The sequence below is a fragment of the Arthrobacter sp. AB6 genome (genome assembly GCF_031844545.1).
GTDB lineage: Bacteria > Actinomycetota > Actinomycetes > Actinomycetales > Micrococcaceae > Arthrobacter.
On the sequence record NZ_JAUZVL010000015.1, the window covers coordinates 58,152 to 73,716 of the forward strand.

The window sequence follows — 15,565 nt, forward strand, 5'->3', positions numbered from 1 at the left end:
TAACACCCCGGCTATCCGTGTGCGCTCCCATAGACTTGAGCCATGACGCAGCACAACCCCCACTCTCCTGATTCCGAAGACTACGACCCCTCCGCCAGTTCCTTGGCCGGCCAGGTGGACAACTCGGTGATGGCTGAGCTGCTGTCCATCCGTTCCAGCATCGACAACATCGACGCAACCCTGGTCTATCTGCTGGCGGAGCGCTTCAAGGCCACCCAAAAGGTGGGGTTCCTCAAGGCAGCCCACCGGCTCCCCGCCGGCGATCCCGGCCGTGAAGCAGCCCAGATCGCCAGGCTGCGCAGGCTGGCCGAGGACGCCCACCTCGATCCTGCGTTCGCGGAAAAGTTCCTGAATTTCATCATCGGCGAGGTCATCAGGCATCACGAAGCGATCGCCGAAGACCACGAGGCGGCCTCCGGACAGCAGCCGCAGGCACCAGCACGCGCGTGAGCGGGGACGGACGGCGCCAGGCCGGTTCCAGCAACGGACTGGGGAACGAGGCGCTGACGCGTGAGGTAACGGCCACCGCGCTGGGCCCCTGGCCGGGCGAAGATCCGGTGGAAGCGGCAAAAATCATCCGCGGCGAGCTGGGGAGCCCCCACATGCCGTTCCTCGCCGAACTGCCGGACAGGGGTGTCGGCTCTGACGCCCTGGGGCGCACTGCCTGTCTCCTGGAGGAGCTGGCAGTCGACGTCCAGCCGTATGGCTGGCGCCTCGTGGACCGTCCCGGCAAGGACTTCCGGCGTGCGGCTTCCGCCCTTGCCACGGACATCAATGTCCTGGCGGATGTGGCCGGAGCCGAGGAAAACCCGGCAACCGAAATTAAGGTGCAGCTGGTGGGGCCGCTGAGCCTCGCGGCCGGGCTCCACCTGCACAACGGCGAACGGGCACTCATCGACTACGGGGCCCGGCGGGATCTTGCGGCTTCCCTCGCCGCCGGTGTGGGACGGTACCTTTCGCGGGTTGCCGCTGCGGTGCCGGGCGCCCGGCTGGTGGTCCAGGTGGACGAACCGGACATCGCCGCTGTGCTGGCCGGCACCATCCCCACCTCCAGCGGCTACCGCACCCTGCGTTCGGTGGCCGCCTCCGAAGCACGGGAATCGTGGCGGATGGTCCTGGACGCACTGCGCGCATCCGGCGCGGCCGAAGTCGTCATAGCCGTGCCGGCGATCGAGGCGCCCTTCGAACAGATCCTCGCGGCAGGAGCCGACGGCATTGCTGTTCCGTTAAACGCCCTGACCTCCCGGCAGTGGGAACAGTTGGCCGGAGCGGTGGAGGCGGACAAGCGCCTGTGGATCGGCGCGCTGGAAACTGCGGGAAAGTCCCTGCCAAAGGTATCGGACTGCGTCGAGGCCGTGTGGCGCCCCTGGCGCCAGCTGGGACTGCCAGCAACAGCGCTTGGCACCGTCCGGATCACCCCCTCGCAGGGACTCTCCGGTGGCACTCCGGCCCAGGCCACGGCGGTCCTTGGCCGCCTCACCCAGGTGGCCGATGGGCTGAACCAGCTGGCGCTGGGATAGCGGGGGTCAGACCCGGTTTTCCCAGCGGTCCGGCTGCGCGTAGCGCGGGAGGAAACTCAGGGCCGAACTGCCGCCGGTATAGGGGCGCAGCCTGTAGTCGAAGCTGCCGGCATACACCAGCACCAGGCCGATCTGCGGCTGGATCACCTTCACCTGGATCCGGTGCTTGCCCGCTGCGCCTTCGGCCGGGTCCCACCACTGCTCCGCGTATGCTTTGGCATCCAAGGCGGCGGGAAGGGGGATGCGGACGGGGCCAAGGAAGAGCCGGGATGCTTCGGAGATGCCGCGAAGCCGGCCCTCCGGCGTGACACTCAGGTTCAGGTCAGTCACCAGCCTCCGGTACCGTCCCACGTAGTCCACCAGCCGGAATGCACCGGCCCGGCGGGCCGCGCTGGTGGTGTCCTGGAAGATCCGGGTCCGGCCCGGGAACCGGATTTCGCGGCGGGCTGTCAGGCTGGAGCGGCCGAAGGGGTCCTGGTGGGCATGGTTCTCAATCCGGAAAGGAATGTTCTCGCCGTACTCGGGGAAGAATGCTTCCTCCCCGCTGGTTAGCCGCAGCAGGGGACGCAGCCAGTCCTGCCGGCAGCCCACGACATCGAAGGTCCCTTCCCCCACTCCGTAGCTGCCCGACCCCGGAACCAGGGAAAAGTAGTCCTGGAGCTCCGGCTGGAGCCGGGAAAAGTCCGCGCCGAGCGCTTGCTGGTAGATGGGAACGTTCATGGGGCCTCCTGCGTGAGGGCGGGAACAAGATGCTGTGACCTCACAATGTACCGGCCGCCTTGAGCCTGATGTACATGTCGGCCAGCTTTGGCGGCAGCTGGTGCGGTTCGGCGTCCACCACTTCCACGCCGTACTGCCGCAGCTCGGTACAGATGGCCGCGCGCTGCAGCAGCGCCCGCTCTGCGGCGGCGGCGCGGAATACACCGGCGGCGTCGTCGCGTTCCTGGAGCATGGCACCCAGCTGCGGGTCCCGCACGGCTGCCACCACCACCACGTGCTGCCGGGCCAGCTGTGCCGCGACGGGAAGGATGCCTTCCTCGGGTGCGCCGCTATCCAGCGACGTCAGCAGCACCACCAGCGAACGGTGCGCGGAAACGGCGCGGACCTGGGCCGGGACCGCGGACCAGTCCATTTCGATGAGTTCGGCCTCAAGCGGCGCCATCGCCTGGACCAGCTGGCCCAGGAGGTTTCCCTGCCCGGCAGAGCCCGCCCGGGCGCGGGTGCGGCGGTCAAACGCCAGGAAGTCCACGCGGTCCCCGCCCCGCTCTGCCAGCACACCCAGCAGGAGCGCCGCTTCCATGCCCGTGTCCAGGCGGGTTTCGTCGTCGATCCTGGCCGCCGACGTCCGTGACGTATCCAGGACCATGACCACGCGCCGGTCCCGTTCAGGCCGCCAGGTGCGCACCACCACCGCTGACCGGCGCGCGGTGGCCCGCCAGTCAATGGACCGGACGTCGTCGCCCCGGACGTAGTCCCTCAGTGAATCGAACTCGGTGCCCGCACCGCGGATCTGCACCGCTGCCTTGCCGTCCAGCTCGCGCAGTTTGCGCAGCTTTGACGGCAGGTGCCGCCGGGAATGGAATGGAGGCAGCACCCGCAGCGAACCGGGGCAGTCAATGGTCCGCTGCCGCGCTGCCAGCAGCAGCGGGCCGAAAGAGCGGACCGTGACGTGCGGAGCCTTCAGGTCTCCCCGCCGGACCGGCCGCAGCCGGACAGTCACGCGCCTGCCCTCACCGGCCGGGACGTCGATGTCCTGGACCGGATTCTGCGCCCCGGCGGAGGGCTGCCATGCGTCGCGGAGGACACCGCGGAGCCGCCGGCCGCCGTCGTTCTGCACCCTCAACACGGCGTCCACGCCCGCATGCAGCGTGACGTTGCCGGGCTCGGAACGCAGGACGTGCACCGGGCGCAGGGAAGCCGCCAGCAGGAGGTCGACGGCGGCAAGGGCCGCCAGCGCCCCGGCCACCAGCAGCACCGTTCCCCAGCTGGGCAACGCCAGGACCGGCACCGTGCCCAGCAGCACCAGCAGCACGAAACGCCCGGAGACGGCCATCAGCGGGGGACGGGAACGGACGCCAGGATGCTGCCCAGTACGTCGTCCGCCTGTACTCCGTCCATTTGGGCTTCAGGCTGGAGCGCCACGCGGTGCCGGAGGCAGGGGAGGGCCAGGGCCTTGACGTCGTCGGGGGTGACGAAGCTTCGGCCGGAGAGCCAGGCCCAGGACCGGGAGGTGTTCAGCAGGGCAGTGGCGCCGCGGGGCGAGACACCAAGCAGGAATGAAGGTGCCGAGCGGGTGGCACGCACCAGGTCCACGATGTACGCGATGACTTCAGGGTCCACCGCCACGGAGGCCACCGCCTGCCGCGCCCGCGCCAGGTCCTCCGCGCCTGCCACGGCGCGGACGCCGGCAGCGTTAAGGTCCCTCGGGTCGAAGCCCGCCGCGTGGCGCCGGATGACTTCCATTTCGTCCTGGCGCCCCGGCAGCGGCATGGTCAGCTTGAGCAGGAACCGGTCAAGCTGCGCCTCAGGCAGCGGATAGGTGCCTTCATACTCCACCGGGTTTTGGGTGGCAGCAACGAGGAACGGACCGGGCAGCGGCCGGGACTCGCCGTCCACGGACACCTGCCGTTCCTCCATGGCTTCGAGCAGGGAGGCCTGGGTCTTGGGCGGCGTCCGGTTGATCTCGTCCGCCAGCAGGATGTTGGTGAAGACCGGCCCCTCCCGGAAGGTGAATTCGGAGGTGTGCGAGTCATAGACCAGCGAGCCCGTGATATCGCCCGGCATCAGGTCCGGAGTGAACTGGACGCGCTTGGTGTCCAGGCTCAGCGCAGCGGACAGCGCGCGGACCACCAAGGTTTTCGCGACGCCCGGAACACCCTCCAGCAGCACGTGGCCCTGCGAGAGCAGCGCGATCAACAGCCCCGTAACGGTGGCGTCCTGCCCCACCACGGCCTTTGCCACCTCGTGCCGCACGTCCATGAGGGCCTGCCGGGCGGAATCATGTTCCATATGGTCCAGGACCCGGGGACTGCTGCCTTGCTCGCTCATCGTCCTTTGACTTCTTTCTCTAGGTTGTCCAGGTCCCGCGACCAGGCAACAAGCCTTGCCTCGGTGCGGGGATGTTCGTTGACGAGTTGGTGTATCTGCCGGGCCGGCTGGCCGAGGTGCCGTGCTGCAGCGTTGACCACCTGGTCGGCCGTGGCCGCGGCGCCCAGCCGCAGGTGCCCTGAGAGCCGAACCAGGGTTCCGGCCCGGAGATTGTCCCGGGCCTGGTCCACGGCGTGGGAATCGTGGTAAAGCCGGGCCCTGCCATCTGCTGTCTCCACTGCTTTGACCACCACGGGAAGGGGCTCAAACACCAGCGGGCCAAGGCGCCTGCCCCGCCAGGCTATTGCCGCCGCGGCCACCAGGGCGAGCCAGGGTCCGAGGAAACGCGCCCAGCCCGGGGCAAGTTCGTCGAGGGTCTGCGGGGAACCGCCGGTTTCCAGGTCCTCGATGGTGGGGAGGTACCAGACCAGGTCCGGGGAGGCGCCGAGGGTGCGGATGGCAAGCGCCGCGTGACCGAGTTCGTCCAGCCGCTCATTTGTGAGGATGCCGGTGCTTCCCAGGACAGTGAGCCGCCCGTCATCCTCCACGGTAAGCACCCCGGCGGCAGAACCGGTTGGCCGGTAACAGGCGGTCCCGCCGTCGTAAATGAAGCCTGACTCGCCGGACACCGGTCCGGCTGCTTCCGCGTCAGGAACGCTGCACCCGGGATCCAGCGCGGAGGAGGCGTCCGGCACCACCCCGGCCTGGCGGATGCTGCTGCTGAGCGCTGCCAGGGTCTGCAGCCTGGGCGAAACCAACACCACCCTTTCCGCGGACGCCGCCAGTTCACGGAGCCGCGGCTCGTCGAGGAAGCCGCTCCTGTCGTACAGCAGGAGAGTCGGCGAAGTTCCAGCCTTCAGCGCCGCCATGCCCGTCTCGAAATTCCCCGCCGCGTGGACCTTGACACCGTGCCTGGCCAGGATCTGCGTGACGGCCCGGGCACCGTCCGGGCCGGCGTTGTTGAGGGACAGGGGAACATCGTCCCCTTTTGGTGCCAGCTGCGCCCAGAGAACCAGCGCCAGGGCGGCGGCCACGAGGGCCCACCCGGCCGCGAGGGCACGGTGCCGCCGTAGCCACCCCCACAAGCCCTTGGTTTTCCCTGTGCCGTTGTCCGGTGCGCCGCCGGGCTCAGGCACCCGGCGGGTTGAGGGCGCCGGAGCAACGGCGGTCATGGCCGCGCCGCCGTGTGCCGCAGGAAATCCTGCTGTTCCCGTTCCTGCGGGGCCTGCTCCTGCCGGGCGGGGGTGCGGCCGGGCTTCATTGCTTCGAGGGTCTGGTCCAGGCTCGCCATTGCCTGGTAGTCGGCGGCGTCCGCCGTCCGGTTCCCGTACCGGATGGCGTCGAAGGTCCCTGCCGCCTTGGCCAGCCGGTCCGCTTCGGCACGGAACGGTGCAGCAAGTTCACGGGCCACTTCGTCAGCCGTCCGTCCCGGCTGCGGATCGAGGATGGTGCGGTCTTCGGCAGAGCGGACCAGCGCCCTGAAGCGGTCGACGACGGCGTCCCCCCACTTCCCGGCCGCAGCGGACGTTTCGGCGCGCTGCCGGTAGTCCGCTGGTGTCAGCACGCTTTCAGGCTCAAAGACCTGCTTGGCCCGCCGCGCTTTAGGATTCAGCCGGGGTTTGGCAATGATCACGGCGGCGGCGATGACCGCCGCGACGACGATCCCGATGACCGGGCCGGGCACTGTGCTCCCGTCGGCCGCGGAACTGTCCAGCGACTGGAGCCAGTCCACGAAGTCCTTCCAGAGCGCCTCAAGCCAGCCCGGAGCAGCTTCGCGGTACTCCGGTTTGGCCAGTTCCTCGGCCGCCCACCGCCGGGCTTCCCCTGCCGCGGGCAGGACCGGGGGTTCAGCGGCCATCCGGCCATGCCCCTGCCACGGGTCCGGGTCCGGGGCTCCAGCCAGCCTGGCTCCAGCCCTGCGCGCCCGTCGCATGGACCCTGCCCGGAATGCCGTCCGGATCGGCTCCGGACTCCATCTGGCGGAGCAGCGAGAGGTCCAGCCCGTCCTTCCTCATGCGGAGGTCCATGTAGATCAGTGCCATCACGGACGTCTGTAAGGCGTAGCCGAGGGCCCCGGCCAGCGCGCCGAGGATTGCGGTGATGATTCCGACCGCCACGGCGATGGCCACCTCCTGCCCACTGCCGCCGTGCGGGGAAAGGTAACTGGCCACCAGCGGGGGCAGCAGGCCTGCCGGGATCATGACGATCTGGCTGACGACGCCCACCAGAATGCCCACTACGAGCGTGATCCCCAGGATCCGCCACCAGTTGGACCGGGTGAGTTCCCATGAGCGGCGGAGGCTGTCCAGGGCACCCAGCTCTTCAATGACAACCGCGGCCGGGGCCACCATCAGCTTCACGTAAATCCATACGTACAGGGCAACGAAACCGAGGAACAGGGGGATGAGCAGCAGGATCCCCACCCCTTCCATGCTTGCGATCAGCGCCACGGCCAACGCGGCGGGGACAAGCATCGCCAGCAGTCCGGCGGTCATCAGCAGGGCAGCAAGCCGGATCAGCGCCCCGACCCGAGGGCGGGCGAGGGACCACATCTGCTTGAAGCTGGTGGGCCGGTTGAGGATGGACCGGGCCACCGGCACCACCATGGCGCCCTGCAGGACGGAGGCAATGAAGAGGGTGAAGACGACGACCAGCAGCATGGCGGCCACGAATCCCAGGCCCAGGGCTGTCAGATCGGCCTCACTGGCGCTGTTTGCCCAGGCTTCGATGGAGCCCGCCGAAGTTGCAGTGGCCGCAGTGAGGACAGCGGTAAGGACGGCGGCCAGGGATTGGGCCAGCAGCGAAGCGCCCAGCATGGCCTTTGCGTTCCGCCGGATCACCTGGAAGGACCCGTCCATGATCTCCCCGAACATCAGGGGACGCAGCGGGACTATGCCCGGCTTCGGGGGAGCAGCATACCGCTGCTGGCCCCGGGGAGAGGCCTGGCCAAACTGCTGGTTCGGAAGAAGTTGGTTTGGATAGCGGGGCTGCGGCGGCCCGGAGTGGCCAGAACCGGGCTGGCCCCACGGCGGCTGCGCAGGGGGCTGTTGCCACGACGGCGGCCCCCACGGCTGCTGAGGAGCCTGTTGCCAGCCTGCGGTCTGCCAGCCTGGGGTTTGCTGGCCTGGAGTCTGTTGGCTTGGGGATTGCTGCCCCGCCGGCGGCCCCCACGGGTTCTGCCCCGGGGGTTGCTGTGCCGGGGGTTGCTGTGCCGACGGTTGCTGTCCGGAAGGGTGCCGCCAGGCAGCCTCCCGGTCCTGAGGCTCCTGCGAGTCCGAATCCTGTGGTGACACCAATGTTCCTTCCCCCGTACCAGTGCGCCGTCAGCCTGGCACCCGCTCCATTGGCTCAGGCGCGGCGCTGCAAAACGCCCGGCGTGGCACCAGCCTATAGTTCCGGCGTCGGGCATCCTAGCGCCCCGCCATGCCGGAGGGTGTCCAATAGGACAAAGCCATCCTGATAAGGGAATATATAGCTATGAAGGCACGCATTCTGGTGGTAGACGATGACGAAGCGCTGGCCGAAATGATTGGAATTGTTCTCCGCAACGACGGCTTCGAGCCGGTCTTCTGCGCGGACGGCGCCCAGGCGCTGGACGTTTTCCGGTCATCCCGGCCGGACCTTGTATTGCTGGACCTCATGCTTCCCGGTGTGGACGGCATCGAGGTCTGCCGGCAAATCCGCGCTGAGTCCGATGTTCCGATCGTCATGCTCACTGCCAAGTCGGACACGTCCGACGTCGTCCGGGGACTCGAATCCGGCGCCGATGACTACGTGCCCAAGCCGTTCAAGCCGGCCGAACTCGTGGCCCGCGTCCGCGCACGGCTCCGCCCCGGTGACCAGAAAGCGCCCGAAACCTTGCGCATCGCCGACATCACCATCGATGTCGCCGGGCACACCGTCAGCCGGGGCAATGAGCGGATCTCGCTGACGCCCCTGGAGTTTGACCTCCTGGTGGCCCTTGCCCGGAAACCTTGGCAGGTGTTCACCCGCGAACTGCTGCTCGAGCAGGTCTGGGGCTACCGGCACGCTGCCGATACTCGCCTTGTGAACGTCCATGTCCAGCGCCTCCGTTCCAAGATCGAGCAGGATCCGGAAGCTCCGGAAGTCGTATTGACGGTGCGTGGTGTCGGCTACAAAGCAGGAGCCTGAACCCACGGCGCAAGGCGGTACACCCGGGACGGGCGTGCCCGCTTCAGCGAACCCCGCCCCCGGGGGAACTTCCGGGCATCACAGCGGCACCGGCCCGCCGCCTGCCCCCGAACACGGGGACGACATCAGCCTGCGCCTGCGGCGCCTGGCGTTCCGCGCCCATCTCTGGCAGCGGCGGTCCCTGATTGTCAGCATGCGCGTTGCGCGGCTGGTCAAGACCGGAGTCCGCCGGTTCCTTCCTGCACTGCGGTACATCGGACGCTCCCTTCAGCGCCGGTGGCGCAGGTCCCTGCAGTTTCGGACGGTCCTCACCACACTGCTCCTGGCCGTCACCTCCTTCGCGGTGGTGGGCGCGTACCTGTCCAACCAGATTGCCAACAACCTCTTCCAGGAGCGGTTGACGCAGGCCGAGTCGGAGACCCGCTACAACGTAAAGCAGGTGCAGGACACGTTCGACGGCGCGCAGGTCACCGACCAGGCAAGCGTGATCACCCTCGTCTACGACACCCTGAACGCTGTGGAGGGCCGCGGGTCGGTCATCCAGCGCAGGTACGTCTTCGAGGCGGTGCCTGAACAAACAAAACCGCGGAACCGCTGGGTCGAATCCCGGGCTTCCGACCAGTTGACCGTCAGCGTCATTCCGCCGGAGCTTCGCAAGGCCGTGCAGGAATCCGGGAAGGACCAGTACTGGGCATCCACGGTCATCCCGGTCGGCACCGAGGACCGGCCAGGCATTGCCGTGGGCAACAAAGTGACCTTCAACGGCACCGTCTACGAGCTCTACCTTATTTACGACCTTAATACCGCGCAGAAGACGCTGGACGAGATCCAGAGCGTCCTCTGGGCGGGCGGTGCGGTGCTGGTGCTCCTGATCGGAGCCGTCGCCTGGTACGTCACTCGGAACGTGGTCAGCCCGGTCAGCCACGCCGCCATGGTCTCCGAGAAGCTCGCCGCGGGCCAGCTGCAGGAGCGGATGGTGGTCCGCGGTGAAGATGAAGTGGCCCGCCTCGGCGCCTCCTTCAACCACATGGCAGCCAGCCTCCAGGAACAGATCACCCAGCTGGCAACCCTCTCCCAGATGCAGCAGCGCTTCGTCTCCGACGTCTCCCACGAGCTGCGGACACCGCTGACCACTGTCCGGATGGCTGCGGAGGTCCTGTACGACGCCCGGCACGATTTTGACCCCATCAACAAGCGTTCGGCTGAACTGCTCTACAACCAGGTGGAGCGGTTCCAGTCGCTCCTCTCGGACCTGCTGGAGATCTCCAGGTTCGACGCCGGTGTGGCGGTACTGGATGCGGAAGCGGAGGACATCCTGCAGGTGATCGCCCACGCCATCGAGGGTGCCGCCCCGGTGGCTGCCGAATATGGTTCCGAGATCGTCCTCAGGGCACCGGAGGGTGCCGTCATCGTGGAAATGGATGCCCGGCGCATCGACAGGATCCTGCGGAACCTGATCCTCAACGCCGTGGAGCACGGCGAAGGTAAGCCCGTCACTATCACCGTGGCAGCCAGCCAGACCGCCGTCGGGGTGGCCGTCCGGGACCAGGGGATCGGAATGGATCCCGCGGAAGCGGCGCGCGTCTTTGACCGTTTCTGGCGGGCAGACCCTGCGCGGGCGCGCACTACCGGCGGAAGCGGCCTTGGCCTGTCCATTGCCATGGAGGACACCAAACTGCACAACGGCTGGCTCCAGGCGTGGGGCAAGAAGGGAAGCGGCGCCAACTTCCGGCTGACGCTGCCGCTCCGCCAAGGAGAAGAGATCGACAAGTCGCCGGTCCAGCTGGAGCCCGAGGACATCACGCTTCCCGGTGAGCCGGGCTCAAGGAACATGCTGGTCCTGGAAACGGGGGCCACGTCGCTTGCTCCGGCATCGTCCCCCAAGGAGGGAAAATGATGGGTCGCGCCGGCAGCCGGGCGAAGCTGCCTGCTGCGCTGCTGGTCCTCCTGCTGGTACTGCTGGCCGGCTGCGCCCGTATTCCCACCTCGGGGCCGGTGGGGAAAAGCAGCGAAGGCAGCGCGGGGAACGTCAGCGCGCCGGTGTTTCTGCCGGCAGCTCCCCAACCGGGTGCCCTGCCGGAAACCATCATCGATTACTTCTACCGGGCCGGCAGCGGCTACGAGGACGACTACGCTGTGGCACGCCAATACCTGACCCAGGCCTCCTCGGTGTCCTGGAAACCGGACCAGCGGGCGCTCGTTTACCGGGAGGCGCGGGTGGTGGCAACGGGAAACGAGAATGTCTACAACTATGAGCTGGATGTCGCCTACACCGTGGACGCGGACGGCATCGCCACCCAGTCGCCGGAGGGAACCATTGAGAATATTCCCGTGACTCTCACCCAGGTGGACGGTGAATGGCGGATTTCCAACCTCCCTGACGGCACCGCCATCGCCGAGGAAACCTTCAAAGTGATTTACGGGGCTTACCCCATCTACTTTTACGACCCCACTTTCACGTTCGCTGTCCCGGATGTCCGCTGGTTTATCAAGAACAAGACGGTCAAGGCGATGACCAGCGCGCTGTTGGCGGGCCCTGCGCCGTACCTGCGCGGGGCGGTGGCGAGTGCGTTCCCCTCCGGCATCAAGCTCGCTCGGGAATCGGTTCCCGTCGTCTCGGGGGCTGCGCAGGTGGACCTGACGGCCAAGGAACTGATGGAGACGTCCCCGGAGGACCGGCTCCGGATGCAGATGCAGCTGACGCTGACGTTCCGCAGCCAGCCTGACGTCGTCAATGTCGAGCTCCGCGCCAACCAGGACTTGGTGCGGGTGGAGGACAACGGAGCCGTCCTCCCGCCGGTCCAGGACAAGAGCGTGCCGTCCCGCCAGATTGCCATCAGCGGCAACGAGCTGGTGCGGTACGAAAACAACAGGGTCTCGCCGCTTCCGGACATGCAGCCCGTGTCATCGCTCACCCCGCGGTTCCCCGCGGAATCCCCGGTTTCGCAGACGGCCGCCTTCCTCAATGAAAGCCGCACCACGCTGTACAGCATCAGTCCCGGGCAGCCCGCACGGGCACTGACCACGAGGACCACGCTGAGCCGGCCATCCTTCGGCCTCAGTGAATGGGTCTGGTCGGCAGGTCCGGGTGCCACGGGCGGCACTGAAGTTGTGGCATTCCGCCCGGCCGGGATTGCGGAGGGCGCCGCCGTCCCCACCGTCACCCTGTCGCCCGCGTGGCTGGCCGGAAGGACAGTCAAGGAATTCCGGATTTCCAGGGAAGCGGTCCGGGCGCTGGTGATTTCGGAGCAGAACGGCAAGACCCGGGTTCAGGTGACCGGAATTATCCGGGGCGCCGACGGCACGCCGCGTGAGCTGACACCGCCGATTACCCTGGCCACTGGCAATGATCCGGACCAGGGCGTCTGGGTCACGGATACAACCGTTGCCGTGATGAAGGGATCTGCCGGGCAGAACGTCACCCCGGAACTGCTGTCGCTCACCTCCGGGCAGCCGCAGCAGCTGGCACCGTGGCCGGGCCTAGTGGCCCTCAGCGCGGGCAACGGGTCCGAGGAAATCTATGCCCAGTCCGCCGAAGGGATCTTCCAGCGGCTTGGCAACGGCTGGTCTCCGCAGATCAAGGGCCCGATCGATCCGGCATTTCCCGGCTGAGAACGCGGTAGGCAGGAGCCCGTCGGGGCACTGTCCACATAGCGCGCCTGCCCGCTGCCCGGCAACGGTGCGCAGGCCGAAGATGTAGGGGTGGACATCAGACCCCTGGCCGGCCGGAGGGCCGTGACACGTGTCCGGCTCGATCCCGACCTCAACCCGCCTGCCGAAATAATTTCCGGCAGGCACCGCTCAGACCACGGCAGCGCCCTCCTGCGGTTCACCGACCAGCTGGCGGGAGCGGCGGCAGACCTACTGTCGCTTGCCGTTCCGGTTGACTGCGTCTGCTGCGGTGCGGAAGACCGGGCGCTCTGCATCCCCTGCGGCCGCCACATCCGGCGCCTCACCGCAGTCCCGTTCCGGGCAGAAAGCGGAGCACCGGCACTAATGGATGTGGACGGGCTGGTGCTGCTTCCGGTGGTGGCTGCCGGCGTCTACCGCGAAGAGCTCGCGCAGGCGCTGTTGTCGTTCAAGAGGCACGGCCAGTATCAGCTCAAGCGAAGCCTGGGCCGCGCGCTCGGCGGGGCGGTCCGCGCAGCAATTGATGGCTTCGAAGAGACCTGTCTTGTCCCTGTGCCCACCAGCACCAAGGCCTATCTGAACCGGGGCTTCAGCCCCGTCCACCTGCTGCTTGCCGGGGCCTCGCAGCAGCTTGCCGGGTTGCCTGTCGCAGATGTCCTCGCCAAATCCGGCGGGGCCGTCCTGCAGCTGCCGGGCGGCCAAAAAGGCCTGGACCGGGGGGCCCGGGCGCAGCGGGTGCGCGGTTCCATGCGGGTCACCGTGCGGGGGCAGGCACGGGTGGCCGGGCGCCGCTGCGTCATCATCGACGACGTCCTCACCACCGGCGCCACGCTGGCCGAAGCAGCCCGCGCGCTTCATGCGGCAGGGGCCAAGGTAGCGGGCGCCGTCGTCCTCGCTGCGACACGCCCGCCGGACGCCGAGGGCCACAGCGCCCCACCCCGGGGACCCGCGGAAACCGCCATGACTTAGAAAAAAATAAACCAAGAAAGGATGAATAACGGGTGCCTATGAACTAACGTCGGTGGTGGGTACCAAGAACAGAATGTACCTTTCGATGGCGGCTCGGAGAGGGGCTCGACTGTCACACAGATCGGCCCAGGGAAGCGCCGCCGTCGTGTCACCGAAGTCATTTGGAGGGCACCATGGAGTTTATGATCAGCGGACGAAATCTGACAGTTTCAGACCGGTTCCGTGAATATGCCGGGGAAAAGATTTCGAAAATCGAGTCGCTTGGGGACAAGGTCCAGCGGGTCGACGCGAAAGTCTCCAAGGAGACCAATGCCCGGCAGACCGGCGATCAGCTGACCGTTGAGGTGACCGTACTGGGCCGGGGACCCGTGATTCGTGCCGAAGCCAGCGCCGCTGACAAGTTCGCGGCCTTTGATCTTGCCTACAACAAACTGCTTGAACGGCTCCGTCGGGCCAAGGACCGTAAGAAGGTCCATCATGGACGGCACACCCCTAAGGCGGTCCGGGAAGCGACGGCCGCCCTGGAACCTGCCAGCACGCAAGAACCGCTTTATGTCGAGGCCAGCCACCGGAACGAGGCCGTCGCCGCCCCCGAGGACAAGTCTCCCTACGATGTTGAAAACGACATCCCGGCCGGTAATTCCCCGGTCCTGATCCGGCGCAAGGTTTTTCCTGCCGCCTCCCTCTCCCTCGACGATGCCGTAGACAACATGGAACTTGTTGGCCATGATTTCTACCTTTTCGTGGACAAGGCCACCAACACGCCGTCGGTCGTGTACCGGCGCCGCGGCTGGACCTACGGGGTCATCACGCTGGACCACGAGTGCGAACCCGGAGACACCGTGGTGGAGGAAAAGGTCATCGCGTACCGTTCGGATGACGCCGCCGCAAAGGCTTAGGGTGGTGAACACCATCCACAGAGAGGACTGATGTGTCAGCGACGCTGAGCCTGGACCAGGCACGGCGGATCGCTTTGGCAGCCCAGGGACTCGACAAAGGACGGCCCACCGGCCCCGTGACCTCGCGGGCGGTGGGCCGCACCTTTGCCCGGATCCAGCTCGTCCAGATCGATTCCGTGAACGTCGTCTCCCGGAGCCACCTCCTGCCGTTCTTTTCGCGGCTGGGAAACTACGACCTAAACATCCTGCAGCGAATGACCGACGTCCATCCGCGGCGCATGGTGGAGTACTGGGCCCACGAGGCGAGCTACATCCGCCCGGAGCACTACGCGGACCTTCTCCTGTGGCAGAAGCGCTCCTGGGTTGGCGCCTCCCGCATGGACCCGGACCTTCGCGACGCAATCGCAGGGAAGATCCTGGACACGCTGGCACGCTCACGGCCACTGACTGCGGCCCAGCTGACTGCCAGGATGGGCCATGTCGAGGAGAAGGAGACGGCCAACTGGGGCTGGAACTGGAATGCCGTCAAACGCGTGCTCGAGCATCTGTTCGAGGAAGGCGTGGTTTCCGCGGCATCGCGGACGGAGCAGTTCGAGCGGAGGTACACGTTGACTCCCAGGGTGCTGCCGCAGCAGACCGCGCCGGCGGGAGACGAGGCCGGTCCCGCGGAAGCAATGCACCGGCTGATCGACGCCGCTGCCCAGGCACATGGCATCGGCACCGTACGTTGTTTCGCCGACTACTTCCGCACGCCTCCCAAAGCCGCGGCGGCCGCCGTCGAACATCTGGTGCGGATGGGCAGGCTGGAGCGCGTCACTGTGCCGGGCTGGGACCGTGACGTCTTCCGCCATGTCGGGGCGAGGTTGCCTCGCCGGGCCACCGGCCGTGCCCTGCTGAGTCCGTTCGACTCCCTGGTCTTCGAACGCCGGCGGCTTGAGGAACTGTTCGGCTTCCATTACCGGATCGAGATTTACACGCCCGAACACAAGAGGCGCTACGGGTATTACGTCCTTCCTTTCCTCCTCCGCGACAGGATCGTGGCCCGTGTGGACCTGAAGGCGGACCGCAAACGCGGGACCCTGCTGGCGAGGTCCGCCTTCGCGGAGCCGGACGCCCCGCCGGACACCGCCGTCGAACTCGCTGCGGAGGTTCGGCTCATGGCGGACTGGCTCGGCCTGTCCGATGTGGAAGTGTTCCCGGTGGGCGACCTCGCGGGGAGCCTCGCCGCGGCAGTCGGCGGCGGGGGAGTATCCGCTCTGAGGGAACAAACGGGACTCTCGGCGGTGTCTCTCCCGTAGACTAAAAACG

The 15,565-nt window shown here is 67.4% G+C and carries 14 protein-coding genes; 8 read left to right on the top strand and 6 right to left on the bottom strand.

The features are described from left to right. Nucleotides 1-42: 42 nt before the first annotated feature. Nucleotides 43-450 (top strand): chorismate mutase, encoded by a 408-nt coding sequence (locus tag Q9R30_RS12820; RefSeq protein WP_104998457.1) that lies wholly within the window; start codon nt 43-45, stop codon nt 448-450. Between the two features lie 38 nt (nt 451-488). Further along, the gene (locus tag Q9R30_RS12825; protein WP_311217808.1) at nt 489-1,520 is read left to right on the top strand and encodes a hypothetical protein; all 1,032 of its coding nucleotides are present in this window, start codon (nt 489-491) and stop codon (nt 1,518-1,520) included. 6 nt (nt 1,521-1,526) lie between these two features. Here Q9R30_RS12825 and Q9R30_RS12830 read toward each other — a convergent pair whose 3' ends face one another. From Q9R30_RS12830 to Q9R30_RS12855, 6 genes are read right to left on the bottom strand one after another with little or no spacing between them, the layout of a single operon-like run. Then, nucleotides 1,527-2,240: a DUF4166 domain-containing protein gene (locus tag Q9R30_RS12830; RefSeq protein ID WP_311217782.1), complete on the bottom strand. Its 714-nt coding sequence runs from the start codon at nt 2,238-2,240 to the stop codon at nt 1,527-1,529. A 40-nt stretch (nt 2,241-2,280) separates the two neighbouring features. Further along, the gene (locus tag Q9R30_RS12835) at nt 2,281-3,573 is read right to left on the bottom strand and encodes a DUF58 domain-containing protein (protein WP_311217783.1); all 1,293 of its coding nucleotides are present in this window, start codon (nt 3,571-3,573) and stop codon (nt 2,281-2,283) included. Further along, nucleotides 3,573-4,568, bottom strand: coding sequence for a MoxR family ATPase (locus tag Q9R30_RS12840; RefSeq protein WP_104998454.1), 996 nt, complete (start codon nt 4,566-4,568; stop codon nt 3,573-3,575). The genes Q9R30_RS12835 and Q9R30_RS12840 overlap by 1 nt, the downstream gene beginning before the upstream one ends. Continuing rightward, on the bottom strand, nt 4,565-5,779 hold the full coding sequence (locus Q9R30_RS12845) for a DUF4350 domain-containing protein (protein WP_311217784.1): 1,215 nt from the start codon (nt 5,777-5,779) through the stop codon (nt 4,565-4,567). The genes Q9R30_RS12840 and Q9R30_RS12845 overlap by 4 nt, the downstream gene beginning before the upstream one ends. Continuing rightward, the gene (locus Q9R30_RS12850) at nt 5,776-6,465 is read right to left on the bottom strand and encodes a DUF4129 domain-containing protein (RefSeq protein ID WP_104998453.1); all 690 of its coding nucleotides are present in this window, start codon (nt 6,463-6,465) and stop codon (nt 5,776-5,778) included. Before Q9R30_RS12850 ends, Q9R30_RS12845 begins: the two co-directional genes overlap by 4 nt. After that, the gene (locus Q9R30_RS12855) at nt 6,455-7,480 is read right to left on the bottom strand and encodes a hypothetical protein (protein ID WP_199775251.1); all 1,026 of its coding nucleotides are present in this window, start codon (nt 7,478-7,480) and stop codon (nt 6,455-6,457) included. Before Q9R30_RS12855 ends, Q9R30_RS12850 begins: the two co-directional genes overlap by 11 nt. 604 nt (nt 7,481-8,084) lie before the next feature. Here Q9R30_RS12855 and mtrA point away from each other — a divergent pair. From mtrA to Q9R30_RS12885, 6 genes are all read left to right on the top strand, one after another. Then, nucleotides 8,085-8,759, top strand: coding sequence for an MtrAB system response regulator MtrA (gene mtrA, locus Q9R30_RS12860; protein WP_104998452.1), 675 nt, complete (start codon nt 8,085-8,087; stop codon nt 8,757-8,759). A 193-nt stretch (nt 8,760-8,952) separates the two neighbouring features. Further along, the gene (mtrB, locus tag Q9R30_RS12865) at nt 8,953-10,656 is read left to right on the top strand and encodes an MtrAB system histidine kinase MtrB (RefSeq protein ID WP_311217809.1); all 1,704 of its coding nucleotides are present in this window, start codon (nt 8,953-8,955) and stop codon (nt 10,654-10,656) included. Further along, nucleotides 10,656-12,371: an LpqB family beta-propeller domain-containing protein gene (locus Q9R30_RS12870; RefSeq protein ID WP_396136723.1), complete on the top strand. Its 1,716-nt coding sequence runs from the start codon at nt 10,656-10,658 to the stop codon at nt 12,369-12,371. Before mtrB ends, Q9R30_RS12870 begins: the two co-directional genes overlap by 1 nt. Nucleotides 12,372-12,461: 90 nt before the next feature. Next, the gene (locus Q9R30_RS12875; RefSeq protein WP_311217786.1) at nt 12,462-13,358 is read left to right on the top strand and encodes a phosphoribosyltransferase family protein; all 897 of its coding nucleotides are present in this window, start codon (nt 12,462-12,464) and stop codon (nt 13,356-13,358) included. Nucleotides 13,359-13,531: 173 nt separating this feature from the next. Next, complete coding sequence (hpf, locus tag Q9R30_RS12880) at nt 13,532-14,257, top strand: ribosome hibernation-promoting factor, HPF/YfiA family (protein ID WP_311217787.1); 726 nt, start codon at nt 13,532-13,534, stop codon at nt 14,255-14,257. Nucleotides 14,258-14,289: 32 nt separating this feature from the next. Further along, nucleotides 14,290-15,555 carry a DNA glycosylase AlkZ-like family protein gene (locus Q9R30_RS12885; protein WP_311217788.1) on the top strand — a complete coding sequence of 422 codons (1,266 nt, stop codon included), beginning with the start codon at nt 14,290-14,292 and terminating at the stop codon, nt 15,553-15,555. The last annotated feature ends 10 nt before the right edge of the window (nt 15,556-15,565 follow it).